Below are 16,157 nucleotides of genomic sequence, written 5' to 3' on the forward strand. Positions count from 1 at the left end.
CTATAATATTAATATAATTGACCTAATAGTCTAACATTTCCGAATTGCGAAAAATAATACGCAGGATGGAAAATTATCGAAATAGGGGGAAATGCAATGAAAAAAACAGCTTGGATGTTACTTATGATGATAGCAGCGCTAACTTTAGCACTTGCAGGATGTGGCACAAAGGACAATGCTTCTTCTGGTAGCACACCTTCAGAAGGTGCGGATGGCAAGAAAGTATATAAAGTAGGTACAGAAGCAACTTTTGCACCGTTTGAATCTGTTGACGATAAAGGGAAAATTGTAGGGATTGATGTCGATATTTTAAAAGCAATTGCTGATGAAATGGATTTCGAGGTAGAGTGGAATAATATTGGTTGGGAACCTGTTTTCCAAACAATTAAAAACGGTGAAACACATATTGGTGCTTCAGGGATTACAATTACAGATGAGCGCAAAGAATCATTCGATTTTACTGAGCCATACTATGAATCTCAATTATTAATTGTTGTGAAAGAAGATTCAAAGATTAAATCATTAGAAGAATTAAAAGATAAAAAGGTGTCCGTACAAATTAATGCTACTGGCCATATGGCAGCTAAAAAGTTACAAGGTGAAGCAAGTACAAATATTATGGCTTTTGAAAGTCAGCCAATCGCAATTCAAGAAATGCTAAATGGTAATGTTGACGCAGCTATTGGAGACAATGCGGTAGTATACGAATATATTAAAGCGCATCCAGATCAAAAAATTAAAGTCATTCAAGATGACGCATTCGAAAAAGAATATTATGGCTTTATGGTTCAAAAGGGGAATAAAGAGCTATTAGATAAATTAAATGAAGGTCTGAAAAAGATTAAAGAAAACGGTAAATTAAAAGAAATTACAGGTACTGATTTCGAATAATATGGTAATGCCACTCGCCAAGCAGTATGCTAGCGACTCATTTAATGGATGTGACTTTAAAGGGGAAATGGGGTTTTCGGATGGACATCTTTGACCTACGCTGGGACATTGTCTGGAACTACCGAAATATGTTTATACGAGGTATTGGCGTAACACTTATTTTGACACTTAGTGGTTATTTTGGCGGTATTCTTTTAGGGCTGTTTTTAGGACTAGGGAAATTATCAAGTAAAAAATGGATCTATTGGCCATCAAAATTATATGTGGATTTATTCCGCGGAACACCAATGCTTGTTCAAATTTTATTAATACACTTAGCTGTTATTCCAACCATTTTTGGACATTCTTTAGGGTATATGGTTTCAGGGATTACAGCGCTTATTTTAAATTGTGCTGCCTATAACGCAGAAATTTTCCGTGCAGGTATCCAAAGTATTGCAAAGGGGCAAATGGAGGCCGCTCGTTCTCTTGGTCTTACACATAACCAAGCGATGCGTAAGGTTATTTTACCGCAGGCCTTTAGACGCATGATCCCGCCATTAGGGAATGAATTCATAGCATTATTAAAGGATTCATCACTAGTAACAGTCATTGCTGCACCAGATATTTTATATGCTAGTAAAGTTGTTGCAGGTGCAAGCTTCCGTTTCTGGGAACCGTATATTGTTGCTGCATTACTATATTTAATATTAACGTATGGTGTAACGAAGATTGTTGCATTTATTGAGAAACGATTTAGCAATAGTTATGTCCCTCGTAAGGCAGAAGGGCGGGAAACAAGATGATAAGAATTGAGAACCTACACAAATATTTTGGTAAGCTAGAAGTATTAAAAGGGATTGATTATGAAATCCAAGAAAAACAAGTTGTTTGTGTCATTGGGCCTTCTGGTTCAGGAAAAAGTACTTTTTTACGTTGCATTAATATGCTAGAAGAAGTAACGGACGGTGCTATTTATATTGAAAATGTGAAAATCAATGATCCGAAAACGAATATCAATGAAATTCGAGCAGAGGTGGGAATGGTATTTCAACAATTTAACTTATTCCCTCATATGAACGTCATCGATAATGTCACGATGGCACCCATGCAAATTCGTAAAATGAGTCGTCCAGAAGCTGAAGAGCTAGGGCATGAGCTGTTAAAAAAGGTCGGTCTTGACAGTAAAGCCTATAATTATCCTGAACAGCTATCAGGTGGACAACAGCAACGTGTAGCTATTGCACGTGCGTTAGCAATGAAGCCAAAGGCCATTCTATTTGATGAGCCTACTTCAGCTCTTGATCCTGAAATGGTAAAAGAGGTGTTAGATGTTATGAAAAATCTAGCGGCTGAAGGGATGACAATGATTGTAGTCACACATGAAATGGGCTTTGCTCGTGAAGTCGGTGATCGAGTAGTCTTTATGGATGGTGGCTATATTGTGGAAGAAGGGTTGCCAGAGGAATTATTCGGAAACCCACAAAGTGAACGTACAAAAGCATTTTTAGGAAAAGTATTATAATGAAAAAAGGCAGTCCATGATGAGAATTCATCACTATGGACTGCCTTTTGATTTTTAATGAAGGGGATTAGAGGTTGTATCGTATGCATTAAGCATCGTTTGCATATCTTGTTGAGAGTACTGAGGAACTTGATAATAGCCATGTTTATTTTGGTAAATGGATAATTCATAGGCCATTTCAATGCAGTTGGGAATACTATCAGCAACAACACGACGAACAACGGGGTTTGTTGTTTCTGTTGCAGCAGCCGTCATACATTTTGCTGCTCCCTTTTGAGCGCCTAGTAAGAAACCAGAAATGGCTTCATCATTAATTTCATTGGCGTTTTGCATTGGTTTTTTTGGTTGGCCTGGAGTTAAGCCATATTTAAAATCATTACCTGTTTCCATTTGGTAACGTCCCGTGGGAACAGATGGATCATGACCTGTTTTAAAGGACTCAACAATCGTATTATACATACCCAATGTAAAATTATATTGGCGATCCAAAATGCTGAGTAATTCTTGATCCTTTACTTGTGGACGTAAAATGATCGCTTGGTTCATACCAGCGATAATTTCACCAATTGCTTCATGCATGTCCATCATTTCGTGTCCACCATGATTTAGACTATGTTGTTGATTGAAATTTGTTTGATTGGATGATGATTCATTGTAAAACGATTGTGACAAAAAAAACGCCTCCTCATATAATTTTTGATGCAGTATTTAGTATGTCAAGCCAAATGATTTTCATACGGTATAAATGCAAAGGCAAAAATGTAGACTAACAAAAGGAAAAGCAAGTCAAGGAGGTTTTAGAAAATGAAGAAATGGTTTGGACCAATTGGGATAATTGTTATCATTCTTATCGTGTTAGCCTTAGTGTTGATTCCTAAATATAACAGTTTAGTAACAGCTGAGGAAAATGTAGATTCCAAATGGGCACAAGTTGAAAACCAGCTCCAACGCCGCTATGATTTAATTCCCAATTTGGTTGAATCTGTGAAAGGGTATGCCAATCATGAGCAACAGATCATTGCGGATATTACTAACGCACGTGCTCAAATGAGCAATGCTAATACCCCCGCGCAGCAAGCTGTTGCGAACGATGCTTTAACTGGTGCACTTAGTCGTTTACTAGTAGTCGTGGAAAACTACCCGAACCTAAAGGCAGATGCAAATTTTCGTCAGTTAATGGATGAGCTTGCTGGCACAGAAAATCGCTTGGCAGTTGCGCGCGAGGATTATAATAATGAAGTACAACAATTTAATAAACATGTTAAACGCTTTCCTGGCAATTTAATGGCAGGAATGTTTGGATTTGAACAAAAAGAGTACTTTAAAGCCGCAGCGGGTGCCGAACAAGCACCGTCTATTGATTTTAGTCAATCAGGTACACAGTGATGAAGCGTTGTATTATACAGCTGATTATCGTTTGCTCAGTGCTTCTTTTTAGCATGACTATGACGAAAGCAGCAATGCCTTCACCAATGAAAAATACGTATATCCATGATTTTGCGAATGTCTTATCTTTAGATGTAAAACAAGAGCTAAACCATTATTCAGAGCAATTAGATAAAGGGACAGGTGCTGAAATCATGGTCGTAACTGTTGATAGCCTTCATGGGCAGGAGGCGAAAATGTATGCGACAAAGATGATTCGTTCCTGGGGCATTGGGGACAAAGAGAAAAATAATGGTGTCCTTATACTCGCTACATTTGGACAGGGCGATGGCCAAAATGATGTGGTGATAGCTGTCGGTCAAGGCTTAGAGGGACCATTACCAGACGGTAAATTAGGGCGTATATTAGATAATGCATTTTATCCCTTTGCAAGTGAAGGTGATAATGATCAAGCCTTTCTAGCTACATATGCTGAGGTCTTTCGTGCTGTAGCTGAAGAGTATAATTGGAATGGTGAATTACCTGCAGGTGCAAATGAAGAGGAAGGAATGCCCATCTGGCTCATTATTGTCATCGTTATTATAGTCCTCATTTTTTCTTCTTTTTCAAAAGGCGGAAGAGGCGGACCTCGTGGGAGAGGCTACGGCGGTTATCCTGGTGGCTTTGGTGGCGGACGTTCAGGTGGTGGCGGTTTTGGAGGGTTTGGTGGCGGATCTTCAGCAGGTGGAGGGGCAAGCCGGAAATTTTAAATACTAACGACAAGCGAGCTAATTATTTAGTTCGCTTTTGATATGAAAATATTGACAAATATACAAATAATGGTATAATTTGTATATATCGACTATCGATATAACGTAAATTGATATAGGGAGGAATCATTTTTGAAAAAAAGATTTTTAACTGCATCATTAGCAATTATTTTAACAACTGCTACGGTTATTCCTGCAACATTGCAAGAAGTACGTGCTGCTAATGAAACAAATGTTGTATTAGCACAAGAGGAACATCTTTCAGCACAGGAATTTCTAGATTTAGCAGTAACAGCTTTAACATTCCAGCATGGCTCTGATTCAATGCGTCAACAAATTAAGGATCAATGGGTAAAGGCTGGAGAGATTTCTGACTTAAGCGCTACTATTAAACGTGATCAAGCAGCTAGGATTTTAGTTAGAGCTGCCAATAAAGAAGGAAAAGAAAAATCACTAGGAGAGTATTCAAAGAAGGCCAATAAGCTTGGTTTCTTTAAGGGAGTATCTTCAAGTACAGATTTTATTACGAAACAAGATGCTGGCAAACTCCTTAACAATGTTAAACATATAAAAAATGGTTCTAATAATAAAGGAGTAAAAGAAATTTCTGTAGAAGATTTTATGAAAAATCCAGGGAATTTTGGCTACGAACTGTCCCCAGATGGTAATTACATTACATTTGCCTCTGCATGGGAGAACCGCTCGAATATATTTGTGAAAAAAATGAATGATAATAGTGAGCCTGTTCGTGTATCAAGCTCAAAGGATCGAGATATTGCAGGTTTTTTCTGGAAGGATGATGCTTTACTTTATTTGAAAGATAAAGGTGGAGATGAAAACTTCCATATTTATTCTACAACCTTTAACGGTTCTGTGGAAAAAGATTTAACGCCATATCCTAACGTAACGGTAGGGATATTGGATAGCCTACAGGGTGTAAAAGACGAAATTCTTATTATGATGAACAAAGAGGATGCTACCGTTTTTGATGTGTACAAGCTAAATGTAAAGACGGGTAAAACGACTCACGTCGCAAAAAATCCTGGCAATATTACGAACTGGTTAGCAGATCGTAACGGCAATGTACGTGTAGCTGTGGCTACTGATGGGGTGGAAGGTACTGTCCTTTATCGAGATTCAGAAAAGGATGAATTCAGACCATTTATTAAAATCGGTGCTGGAGATGAAGTGATGCCGCTAGCTTTCTCGAAGGACAATAAATTTATTTATGCTACATCCAATAAAGGCCGGGATAAAATAGAAGTGGTGAAGTATGACTTACAAGGTAAAGAAGAAGTAATCATGTCCAATGATGAAGTGGATGTCTCGGGTGTATTGTATAATGCTGAAAAAGATAAATTATTGTATGGTGCGTATGCTACGGATAAAATCCATTATCAATTCTTTGATAAAGACTTTGAAAAGTTATTCCGTAAAATTCAAAACAAGCTTGGTGTTCAAGAAAGCCAATTGGGCATAAACGATTACAATAAAGAGATGACAAAATTTATTGTAAGTGTTTCTAGTGACACCATCTATGGAAAGTATTATTACTATGATTCAACAACAGATGAATTAACAGAATTAGCAACATTGAGCCCATGGTTGAAATCTTCAGAGCTTGCAGAAATGCATCCTATCTCTTATAAGAGTCGTGATGGATTAATTATAAATGGTTATTTAACGTTGCCGAAAAATAAAAATGCTAAAGATCTTCCTCTTATTGTAAACCCACATGGTGGACCGTGGGCTCGTGATATGTGGGGATTCAATCCAGAAGTACAGCTATTAGCAAATCGTGGCTATGCAGTGCTACAAGTAAACTTCCGTTCCTCGACTGGATATGGCAAAGAATTTCTTCAAGCTGGTAATAAGCAATGGGGCTTGAAAATTCAAGATGATATAACGGATGGCGTTCAATGGGCGATTGACCAAGGTATTGCAGATCCTAAACGTATCGGTATTTACGGTGCTTCATTTGGTGGGTATGCTACATTAGCTGGCATTACGTATACACCAGATTTATATGCAGCAGCAGTTGATTATGTTGGTGTATCTAATATTTTCACACTATTAGATACAATTCCACCATACTGGGAAACGATGCGAGACATGTTTTATGAACGAGTAGGTCATCCAGAGAAAGATAAAGAATTATTAACTGCGGTTTCTCCGGTCTTCCATGCAGATAAAATTAAAACACCTTTATTTGTTGCACAAGGCGCAAATGATCCACGTGTCAACAAAGCGGAATCAGACCAAATTGTTGAAGCTTTACGTGCTAGAGGTGTAGATGTAGAGTATATGTTAAAGGATAATGAGGGCCATGGCTTCGCGAATGAAGAAAACAGAATCGAATTCTATAATGCCATGTTGAAATTCCTTGATCATCATTTAAAATAACATAATAGCCAAAAGGCATTGATGTGCTTGTTATTCGCACTCAATGCCTTTCGTTTTTCTAGTAAGCTTTTGAATGAATCCACCACATGGTTTACAATCGTTGTAGCTAACATTGTCATCATTCAACGATGAAGAAATAATAGAAACAGGAGGTGCCATCCATGAATGTTCAATTTTTTAGTCGAGCTAATTGTCCATTATGTGTAGAGGGCTTACATACATTAAAGCTTGTACAGGAAGATGTAGCGTTCGATATTGAAATAGTTAATATTGAAGAGGATGATCTCATACACGAAAAATATATGTTAATGATACCTGTAGTAGAAAAGGATGGGGTCATTATCCAATACGGCAATCTGGATTATGCCACATTGATGGAGTACTTGGGCAGTTAAGTACTATGTCTTTAAAAAGATAATAACGGCGTAAATCGCTCTATTGTTAGTTGGCATTCATACAATTCACAAATTGTTCAATGAAAGCGGTTTGAATTTGAACAGTTTGTGAAGACCTTCACATTAGTCTTTTATTTTATAAAAATCGGAGTAGAATAGGTATCAAGTAAGACGTTGTTATAAAACAGATAATGAAAAGTATCACAAATTCTAGTGGTTGTTATATTACAAAAGCGATGTGAAGGGAGATTTTACAATGTGGGTTATTACAGTATTTGAAAAAAAGGACGTTCGTATTTTTGAATTTACAAATAAAAATGAAGCAACAAAAGCTTTAGAAGGATTTAAGAAAAACGCAATTTTATCTTTCACAAAATAAGCAAACCTAAGTCTCGTAGCTAATGACAAAGCTATGGGGCTTTTTTTAATCCAAAACTATACAATTACTTGCACTTTCCAAATATGCGTATTATAATGAAATTATAAGTGGGACACAAAATAATATAGTGGGACTAAATTAATCCCACCTCTATTAACAAGGGAGTAGATAAATATGTTCACTATTCCAGAGGCACAGCAAAGGCTACTTCCTGAAATGTATCCGCTTCTGCAATCTAGATATCGTATTTTGCAAGCCGTTCAACTCATGCAACCTATCGGGCGTCGAACACTCGCAGATTCATTGAAAATGACAGAGAGAGAAATTCGTAAAGAAACTGACATTTTACGTGAACAAGGGTTATTAGATTCGCAAAAGTCGGGTATGGTATGTACAGATGATGGTGAAGAAGTCATTGAAAAACTGAGAGCCATCGTTTATGAATGGTCTGGTTTAACCCAGCTTGCAAAATTGCTTGAAAATCATTTTGGTATACAGCATGTTGTTGTTGTACCAGGTGACTATATTGAAGACAATACAATCCTAACCTTGCTTGGCAAGGAAGCAGCATTGCAATTTATGTCTACTGCTTTTAATGAACAAGTTGTAGCGGTCACTGGTGGAAAATCAGTTGCCTCTCTCGCTCAATTTTTACATCCATTAGAGGGACAAAAAGATATTACCTTTGTTGCCGCACGCGGAGGAATTGGTCATGAAATGCAAATGCAGGCGAATACGCTTGTTGCAACATTTGCCATGCAGATGGAGGAACAATACCGTACATTATTTTTACCTGAGCATTTAAGTGAGCAAGCTTATCAAGCAATGCTAACAGAGCCGATGGTAACTGAAATGATGGCGTATTATGATCGAGCAGATTGCGTGATCCATGGCATTGGATCGGCAGAGGAAATGGCGATTCGACGTAATTCATCTTCAGAGGATTTGCGAATTCTTGAGGAGAAGGGCGCGGTAAGTGAGGCATTTGGTTATTACTTTAATGCCGATGGTGAAATCGTACATCGTATCCGCACGATTGGTATTCAGCTTGAACAGGTAAAAAATAGCCAGCAAGTTATTGCCGTGGCAGCAGGAAAACAAAAGGTCAATGCGATGCTTTCATATTTTAAAGTAGCGCCAAAGCAAACGATTTTTATTACAGATGAAGCAGCTGCAAAAGCCATTGCTGCTACTTTATCTTCTGACAGCCATTTTGATTGATGGGTGTGAGCATTACCATGTCACTCGATCTCAAAAAGTGTTGAAGCACTTTTTGAATGAGCATAAAAGCAATTTAACGTCTCTATTTCAATAGAGGCAGACATTACACATTATTGGAGGAATTAACAATGGCATTAAAATTAGCAATTAATGGATTTGGACGTATTGGACGTTTAGTATTTCGTGAGGCAATGAAACAAAATGAATTTGAAGTAGTAGCTGTAAACGACTTAACAGACGCAGGTCAGCTTGCACACTTATTGAAATATGATTCAGTCCACGGTATCTATGATGCTGAAGTCAATGCAGATGAAGATTCTTTCGTAGTAAATGGTCAACGTATCAAAGTATATGCTGAAAAAGATCCTTCACAATTACCATGGGGTGAATTAGGAGTAGACGTAGTTCTTGAATGTACTGGTCATTTCCGTTCAGTGGAAGAAGTAGGTAAGCATATTGAAGCAGGCGCTAAAAAAGCAATCCTTTCTGCACCAGCAAAAGGAGCAATGCCTACATTTGTGATGGGTGTTAACCATACAGACTATAACCCAGCAACAGATGATGTTATCTCAAATGCTTCTTGTACAACAAACTGTCTTGCGCCTGTAGCGAAAGTACTTGATGAGAAATTTGGCATTGAACGCGGTATGATGACAACAATCCACTCGTATACAAACGATCAACGAATCTTAGACTTCCCACACTCTGACCCACGTCGTGCACGTGCAGGAGCGGTATCTATGATTCCAACAACAACTGGGGCAGCGGTAGCCGTTTCTAAAGTATTACCACAATTAAAAGGTAAATTAGATGGCTTCTCTATGCGTGTACCAACACCTAACGTATCATGTGTAGACTTAGTTGTAGAATTAAAAGCAGATGTAACGAAAGAAGCCATTAATGCGGTATTAAAAGAAGCATCTGAAAATGAATTAAAAGGCATTTTAGACTACAATGAGCTACCATTAGTTTCTATTGATTATAATGGTAACCACCATTCTTCTACTGTTGATGGTCTTTCAACAATGGTATTAGAAAACAAAATGGTGAAGGTTCTAGCTTGGTACGATAACGAAATTGGTTACTCTACTCGCTTAATGGACTTAGCTTTATACATTGCTGAACAAGGGTTAAACAATAAATAAGTATCATATTTCGACATTTTGAGTAAAAAGTGTGACATAATACTGCTTTTTATGCACAAAAAGTATAGCCTTTATAATATCGAATAGATATAATATACAAGGGTAATGGGAGTAAGGGATAACCCTTACTCCCTTTTTGTCTAAATTCGGTAGGAAATTCCCACCTCTATAGGTAATGAGATGAATACACAAAGGGCTCTCTTTAATGGAGTGGGTGTCCAAACACCGACTACATCAAGATAATAGCCCAGTGGATGTCACAGATTTTGTTGGACTCCAACACTAAGGTGTAATTAATATATGGTGTTTGCAAGACATAAAAGAGTACTTTTGCTACTATAAAAACAAGTATTAGGGTTCATTATCAAAAGTTGGAGAATCATATGCATACTAGATGATGACCCCGATAAAGTACCAAGATGACTTTTCGATTTAGGAAGCATGGTGTGGAGCCAAGATGGGTAAAACACAAGGATGTAAGACTAAAACAACTTTGAAGGGAGTTTCTTCATGTTAAATAAGAAGACAATGAAAGATATTGATGTAAAAGGTAAACGCGTTTTTGTTCGTGTTGATTTTAATGTTCCAATGGCGGATGGGGCCATTACAGATGAAACACGTATTCGAGCAGCTATTCCAACAATTGAATACTTAGTAGAGCAAGGTGCAAAAGTCATTTTAGCTTCTCATTTAGGTCGTCCAAAAGGGGAAGTAAAAGAGGACATGCGTCTAACAGCAGTTGGTATTCGCTTAGCGGAGCTAATGAGCAAGCCAGTTACGAAGCTAGATGAATCTATTGGGCAAGCAGTGGAAGAAGCTGTTGCGAGCATGCAGGATGGAGACCTTTTACTTCTTGAAAACGTTCGTTTCCATGCAGGAGAAGAAAAAAATGATCCAGCTTTAGCACAGCAATTTGCTCAGCTAGCAGATATTTATGTCAATGATGCTTTCGGTGCAGCTCACCGTGCACATGCTTCTACAGAAGGAATCGCTAAGCACATTCCTGCAGTATCAGGTTTCCTTATGCAAACGGAATTAGATGTACTTGGTAAAGCACTATCGAATCCTGAACATCCATTTACAGCGATTATCGGTGGTGCCAAAGTTAAAGATAAAATTGGTGTAATTGAAAGTTTATTAGAAAAAGTAGACCACTTAATTATTGGTGGTGGATTATCATTCACGTTCATTAAGGCACAAGGCTACGATATTGGAAAATCTTTATTAGAAGAAGATAAAATTGAGCTAGCAAAATCATTTATTGAAAAAGCGAAAGCAAAAGGCGTGCAATTACATATGCCAATTGATGCGGTAGTGGCTAATGAATTTTCACAAGATGCGGAAACAAAAGTTGTGGATGTTGATGCTATACCAGCAGATTGGATGGGGCTAGACATTGGGCCAAAAACAGCTGCTCACTATGCAGAGGTCATTAAAAATTCTAAATTGATCATTTGGAACGGACCAATGGGTGTCTTTGAAATGGATAAATTTGCGAATGGTACAAAAACAGTGGCTGACGCAATGGCAACTACATCCGGTTATACAGTAATCGGTGGTGGTGACTCTGCAGCGGCAGTTGAAAAGTTTGAAGTAGCTACTAAAATGGATCACATTTCTACAGGTGGCGGTGCTTCACTTGAGCTAATGGAAGGGAAAGAGCTTCCAGGAATTGTTGCATTAAACGATAAATAAGCCAAATAAAAAATCGGAGGCAAGACGATGCGTAAACCAATTATTGCAGGTAACTGGAAAATGTTTAAGACATTTGAAGAAGCTATACAATTTGTAGATGCCGTACAGGATAAACTTCCTTCTAATGAGAAAGTAGACGCTGTAATTTGCGCACCAGCACTTTACCTACCTACACTTGTGCAAGTTGCTAGTGAATCAGAGCTAGCTATTGGTGCCCAAACGATGCACTATGAAAATGAAGGTGCCTTTACTGGTGAAATTAGTCCTGCACAGCTAGCAAGTGTGGACGTGGACTATGTTATATTAGGACACTCAGAACGTCGCGAGTACTACAATGAAACAGATGAGGCTATTAATAAAAAAGTAGCAGCAGCACTTGCACATAATATTGTACCGATTATTTGCTGTGGTGAAACGCTTGAAGAACGAGAAGCGGGAACGACAGAGCAAAAGGTTGCGGGCCAAATTAAAGCGGCACTTGCTGGATTCGAAGCGCAGCAAGTAGAGCATATGGTCATTGCCTATGAACCAATTTGGGCAATCGGTACAGGTAAAACGGCTACAGCCGATGATGCCAATCAAGTTTGCGGAGCGATTCGTTCGGTCGTTGAGGAATTATTTGATGCTGAAACGGCCAATGCAGTTCGCATCCAATACGGTGGCAGCGTTAAGCCTGACAACGTTCATGAGCTTTTATCAAAAGAGCATATTGATGGAGCATTAGTAGGTGGAGCAAGCTTACAACCAGAATCTTATTTAACATTATTGGAGGCGGCAGCAAATGCCTAAAAAGCCAGTAGCTTTAATTATTTTAGATGGCTTTGCATTTCGTGATGAAACATTCGGAAATGCAGTAGCACAGGCTAAAAAGCCAAATTTTGACCGATATTGGAGCCAATTCCCACACGCTACATTAACAGCATCTGGAGAAGCCGTTGGGCTACCAGAAGGCCAAATGGGTAATTCCGAGGTGGGTCACTTAAACATTGGTGCTGGTCGTATTGTTTATCAAAGCTTAACACGCTTAAATAAATCGATACGTGAAGGAGACTTCTATACAAATCAAGCATTTTTAGATGCGGTGGCACATGTGAAAGCCCATAATTCTAAACTGCATATTATGGGGCTGTTATCAGATGGTGGTGTTCATAGTCATTATGAGCACATGTTTGCTCTATTAAGGCTTGCAAAGCAGCAAGATGTAACTGACGTTTTCGTTCATGGCTTCTTAGATGGTCGAGATGTTGGACCTACAACAGCTTTAAACTATATTGAAGAAACTGAAAAACAAATGACTGAAATGGGAGTAGGTCAATTTGCATCTATCCACGGTCGTTACTATGCAATGGACCGCGATAAACGATGGGATCGTGTCGCGCTTACTTATAATGTACTGGTAGATGGCGTTGGTCAAACAGCGGAAAGTGCAAAAAGTGGTGTAGCAGAATCCTATGAGCGTGAAGTGACAGATGAATTTGTCATCCCATTTAGTATTCAAGAGCACGGAGAGCCAGTGGCAACGATTGGTGATAACGATGCAGTCATTTTCTTTAATTTCCGTCCGGACCGTGCTATACAGTTGTCAAAAGTATTCACAAATGAAGGCTTTGATGGTTTTGCAGTATCTGCCAAGCATCCGAAAAACTTGAAATTTGTATCCTTTACTCATTATAGTGATGAAGTTAATGCACAGGTTGCTTATGAAAATGACAACCTGAAAAATACAATCGGTGAAGTGTTAGCGATGAATGGTAAAACACAGCTACGCATTGCCGAAACCGAAAAATATCCACATGTTACTTTCTTTATGAGCGGTGGACGTGAGGAAAAATTCTTAGGTGAAGAACGTTTATTAATCGCATCCCCAAAGGTTGCCACATACGATTTAAAACCTGAAATGTCTGCTTATGAGGTGACAGAAGCCTTACTTGCAGAAATTGAGGCTGAAAAATTTGATGGTATTCTTCTTAACTTTGCCAACCCTGATATGGTAGGTCATAGTGGAATGCTTGAACCAACCATTAAGGCTATTGAAGTAGTGGATGAATGCTTAGGGAAAGTAGTAGATGCGCTTCTTGCAAAAGGTGGTGCAGCTATTATTACAGCTGACCATGGGAACTCAGATGAAGTGGTAACACTAGCAGGGGAGCCTATGACAGCTCATACAACAAATCCTGTTCCAGTAATTGTGACAAAACCAAATGTTGTTTTACGAAATGGTGGTATTTTAGCCGATTTGGCTCCAACCATGTTAGAATTATTACAGGTGTCACAGCCTACTGAAATGACAGGTCAATCATTAATTGAAAAAGAGGAGAATTAATTATGCCATTTATTACACAAATTTATGCTCGCGAAGTTTTAGATTCACGTGGGAACCCAACAGTAGAGGTTGAAGTATTTACAGAGTCAGGCGCTTTCGGACGCTCAATCGTACCATCAGGTGCATCAACAGGTGAATACGAAGCTGTAGAATTACGCGATGGTGACAACTCTCGTTACCTAGGCAAAGGTGTATTAAAAGCAGTTGAAAATGTTAACACAATTATTGCACAAGAATTAGAAGGTAACTATTCTGTTCTTGACCAAGTTGTCATTGACAAAGCTTTAATAGAGCTTGATGGCACAGAAAATAAAGGCAAGCTAGGTGCTAACGCAATTCTAGGTGTATCCATGGCAGTTGCACATGCTGCGGCAGATTATTTAGATGTACCTCTTTATCAATATCTTGGTGGGTTTAATTCGAAACAATTACCAGTACCAATGATGAACATTTTAAATGGTGGAGCACACGCAGATAACAATGTAGACATTCAAGAGTTTATGGTTATGCCTGTCGGTGCAGAATCTTTCCGTCATGCACTACGTATGGGTGCTGAAATTTTCCATCACTTAAAGGCCGTACTAAAAGCTAAAGGCTATAATACAGCAGTAGGTGACGAGGGTGGTTTCGCACCAAACCTAGGCTCTAACGAAGAAGCCATTACAGTCATTTTAGAAGCGATTGAAAAAGCAGGCTACAAACCAGGTGAAGAAGTGAAGCTTGCAATGGATGTAGCTTCATCAGAGCTTTTCAATAAAGAAGATGGTAAATACCACTTAGATGGTGAAGGTGTTGTTAAAACTTCAGAAGAGATGGTTGATTGGTACGAAGAGTTAACAAACAAATACCCAATCATTTCAATTGAAGACGGCTTAGATGAAAATGACTGGGCTGGACACAAGCTATTAACTGAACGTATTGGTAGTCGTGTTCAATTAGTAGGTGATGATTTATTTGTAACAAATACAAAAAAATTATCTGCAGGTATTGAGCAAGGAGTAGGAAATTCAATCCTTATCAAAGTAAACCAAATCGGTACATTAACAGAAACATTTGAAGCGATTGAAATGGCGAAACGTGCAGGCTACACAGCAGTTATCTCTCACCGCTCTGGTGAATCAGAGGATGCAACAATTGCTGATATCGCCGTAGCAACAAATGCAGGCCAAATTAAAACGGGTGCGCCATCACGTACAGACCGTGTAGCTAAATACAACCAACTTCTTCGCATTGAAGATCAACTTGGTTCAACAGCTGAGTACCTTGGTTTAAAATCATTCTACAACTTAAAATAAGCGACTAATATGTATTATCGTCCCAAAAGTTAAACATACTTTTGGGGCGATTTTTTATAAATGTTGTCATGTAAAATGAACAAAGCATCCATTGCTTAAAATGATTATAATAATAGGTAAGTAAATTGCAATGGATGAATATCCATATTTTATTTTAGCGTCTGAATGGGAGAGCAGTAAATTTGACTGTAAGCTTCAGACGAAAGGAGAGCAGCGTGACAATGAACATTCTTGAAACAGAACGACTAATACTGCGCTTACAAACAACGGATGATGCGCCATTCATTCTTGAGTTAGTGAATGATCCCTCGTGGATACAATTTATCGGTGACCGCGGTGTGAAGACCGTAGAGGAGGCAGCTCTATATATAGAAAATGGTGCAATACGGATGTATGAGCAATTCGGATTCTGCCTATATGTAGTGGAAAAAATGGAAGATCAAACCCCGATTGGAATATGCGGTTTCGTGAAAAGAGATAATTTAAAGGATGTAGATATTGGATTCGCGTTTCTCCCTGATTATTGGGGGAAGGGATACGCCTATGAAGCAGCATCAGCCGTTTTAGTCTATGGTCTAGAGACACTAGGATTTAATCGAATGGTGGCGATTACTACCCAAGATAATCATGCGTCAGCTAAGTTACTCGAAAGAATAGGCTTGCAGTTTGAAAAGGTCATCCAATTTTCCAATGATTCTGAGGAACTTAGACTTTTCTCATTAGATGATGAAAGTTCATAAACATAAAAAAGGTCAGTCTGAAGTGTTAGCT

General features: G+C 38.5%; 16 protein-coding genes. 15 read left to right on the top strand and 1 reads right to left on the bottom strand.

Annotation, left to right across the window (positions count from 1 at the left end; translation table 11 throughout):
- Positions 1–96: 96 nt before the first annotated feature.
- The 3 genes from AC07YC_RS14560 (at position 97) to AC07YC_RS14570 (ending at position 2,395) form a co-directional block, all read left to right on the top strand.
- Complete coding sequence (locus AC07YC_RS14560) at positions 97–891, top strand: basic amino acid ABC transporter substrate-binding protein (protein WP_336637117.1); 795 nt, start codon at positions 97–99, stop codon at positions 889–891.
- Positions 892–971: 80 nt separating this feature from the next.
- On the top strand, positions 972–1,676 hold the full coding sequence (locus AC07YC_RS14565) for an amino acid ABC transporter permease (protein ID WP_494919736.1): 705 nt from the start codon (positions 972–974) through the stop codon (positions 1,674–1,676).
- Positions 1,673–2,395, top strand: a complete 723-nt coding sequence (locus AC07YC_RS14570; protein WP_336637116.1) for an amino acid ABC transporter ATP-binding protein — start codon at positions 1,673–1,675, stop codon at positions 2,393–2,395. Before AC07YC_RS14565 ends, AC07YC_RS14570 begins: the two co-directional genes overlap by 4 nt.
- A gap of 54 nt (positions 2,396–2,449) precedes the next feature.
- Here the strand turns inward: AC07YC_RS14570 and AC07YC_RS14575 are convergent, their stop codons facing one another.
- On the bottom strand, positions 2,450–3,067 hold the full coding sequence (locus tag AC07YC_RS14575) for a spore coat protein (RefSeq protein ID WP_008173231.1): 618 nt from the start codon (positions 3,065–3,067) through the stop codon (positions 2,450–2,452).
- A gap of 132 nt (positions 3,068–3,199) precedes the next feature.
- On the opposite strand from AC07YC_RS14575, the gene AC07YC_RS14580 reads away from it, so the two are divergent.
- From AC07YC_RS14580 to AC07YC_RS14635, 12 genes are all read left to right on the top strand, one after another.
- Positions 3,200–3,781, top strand: a complete 582-nt coding sequence (locus tag AC07YC_RS14580) for a LemA family protein (RefSeq protein ID WP_036120214.1) — start codon at positions 3,200–3,202, stop codon at positions 3,779–3,781.
- Positions 3,782–3,834: 53 nt separating this feature from the next.
- Complete coding sequence (locus AC07YC_RS14585) at positions 3,835–4,530, top strand: TPM domain-containing protein (protein WP_494919737.1); 696 nt, start codon at positions 3,835–3,837, stop codon at positions 4,528–4,530.
- Positions 4,531–4,662: 132 nt separating this feature from the next.
- Positions 4,663–6,933 (top strand): S9 family peptidase, encoded by a 2,271-nt coding sequence (locus AC07YC_RS14590; RefSeq protein ID WP_494919738.1) that lies wholly within the window; start codon positions 4,663–4,665, stop codon positions 6,931–6,933.
- 161 nt (positions 6,934–7,094) lie between these two features.
- A complete protein-coding gene (locus tag AC07YC_RS14595; protein ID WP_494919739.1) occupies positions 7,095–7,328 on the top strand; it encodes a glutaredoxin family protein in 234 nt (77 codons plus the stop codon).
- Positions 7,329–7,584: 256 nt separating this feature from the next.
- Entirely contained in the window at positions 7,585–7,707 is a 123-nt protein-coding gene (locus AC07YC_RS14600; RefSeq protein ID WP_255250346.1) for a hypothetical protein, read from the top strand.
- A gap of 174 nt (positions 7,708–7,881) precedes the next feature.
- Positions 7,882–8,928 carry a sugar-binding transcriptional regulator gene (locus AC07YC_RS14605; protein ID WP_494919740.1) on the top strand — a complete coding sequence of 349 codons (1,047 nt, stop codon included), beginning with the start codon at positions 7,882–7,884 and terminating at the stop codon, positions 8,926–8,928.
- Positions 8,929–9,056: 128 nt separating this feature from the next.
- The gene (gap, locus tag AC07YC_RS14610) at positions 9,057–10,073 is read left to right on the top strand and encodes a type I glyceraldehyde-3-phosphate dehydrogenase (RefSeq protein ID WP_008173218.1); all 1,017 of its coding nucleotides are present in this window, start codon (positions 9,057–9,059) and stop codon (positions 10,071–10,073) included.
- A 510-nt stretch (positions 10,074–10,583) separates the two neighbouring features.
- A complete protein-coding gene (locus AC07YC_RS14615) occupies positions 10,584–11,768 on the top strand; it encodes a phosphoglycerate kinase (RefSeq protein WP_402796567.1) in 1,185 nt (394 codons plus the stop codon).
- Positions 11,769–11,795: 27 nt separating this feature from the next.
- Positions 11,796–12,557 carry a triose-phosphate isomerase gene (tpiA, locus tag AC07YC_RS14620; RefSeq protein WP_036120195.1) on the top strand — a complete coding sequence of 254 codons (762 nt, stop codon included), beginning with the start codon at positions 11,796–11,798 and terminating at the stop codon, positions 12,555–12,557.
- Positions 12,550–14,091 (top strand): 2,3-bisphosphoglycerate-independent phosphoglycerate mutase, encoded by a 1,542-nt coding sequence (gene gpmI / locus AC07YC_RS14625; protein WP_494919741.1) that lies wholly within the window; start codon positions 12,550–12,552, stop codon positions 14,089–14,091. The genes tpiA and gpmI overlap by 8 nt, the downstream gene beginning before the upstream one ends.
- A 2-nt stretch (positions 14,092–14,093) precedes the next feature.
- On the top strand, positions 14,094–15,386 hold the full coding sequence (gene eno / locus AC07YC_RS14630) for a phosphopyruvate hydratase (protein ID WP_036120189.1): 1,293 nt from the start codon (positions 14,094–14,096) through the stop codon (positions 15,384–15,386).
- A gap of 221 nt (positions 15,387–15,607) precedes the next feature.
- Complete coding sequence (locus tag AC07YC_RS14635) at positions 15,608–16,126, top strand: GNAT family N-acetyltransferase (RefSeq protein WP_494919835.1); 519 nt, start codon at positions 15,608–15,610, stop codon at positions 16,124–16,126.
- The last annotated feature ends 31 nt before the right edge of the window (positions 16,127–16,157 follow it).

The sequence above is a fragment of the Lysinibacillus sp. GW247-5R2A genome, assembly GCF_059424475.1.

Coding starts and splice junctions, on each gene's coding strand:
- AC07YC_RS14595 (WP_494919739.1), top strand. CDS start 7,095: ATGAATGTTCAATTTTTTAGTCGAGCTAATTGTCCATTATGTGTAGAG.
- AC07YC_RS14615 (WP_402796567.1), top strand. CDS start 10,584: ATGTTAAATAAGAAGACAATGAAAGATATTGATGTAAAAGGTAAACGC.
- AC07YC_RS14580 (WP_036120214.1), top strand. CDS start 3,200: ATGAAGAAATGGTTTGGACCAATTGGGATAATTGTTATCATTCTTATC.
- AC07YC_RS14600 (WP_255250346.1), top strand. CDS start 7,585: ATGTGGGTTATTACAGTATTTGAAAAAAAGGACGTTCGTATTTTTGAA.
- AC07YC_RS14570 (WP_336637116.1), top strand. CDS start 1,673: ATGATAAGAATTGAGAACCTACACAAATATTTTGGTAAGCTAGAAGTA.
- gpmI (WP_494919741.1), top strand. CDS start 12,550: ATGCCTAAAAAGCCAGTAGCTTTAATTATTTTAGATGGCTTTGCATTT.
- AC07YC_RS14605 (WP_494919740.1), top strand. CDS start 7,882: ATGTTCACTATTCCAGAGGCACAGCAAAGGCTACTTCCTGAAATGTAT.
- eno (WP_036120189.1), top strand. CDS start 14,094: ATGCCATTTATTACACAAATTTATGCTCGCGAAGTTTTAGATTCACGT.
- AC07YC_RS14635 (WP_494919835.1), top strand. CDS start 15,608: ATGAACATTCTTGAAACAGAACGACTAATACTGCGCTTACAAACAACG.
- AC07YC_RS14565 (WP_494919736.1), top strand. CDS start 972: ATGGACATCTTTGACCTACGCTGGGACATTGTCTGGAACTACCGAAAT.
- AC07YC_RS14585 (WP_494919737.1), top strand. CDS start 3,835: ATGACTATGACGAAAGCAGCAATGCCTTCACCAATGAAAAATACGTAT.
- AC07YC_RS14560 (WP_336637117.1), top strand. CDS start 97: ATGAAAAAAACAGCTTGGATGTTACTTATGATGATAGCAGCGCTAACT.
- tpiA (WP_036120195.1), top strand. CDS start 11,796: ATGCGTAAACCAATTATTGCAGGTAACTGGAAAATGTTTAAGACATTT.
- gap (WP_008173218.1), top strand. CDS start 9,057: ATGGCATTAAAATTAGCAATTAATGGATTTGGACGTATTGGACGTTTA.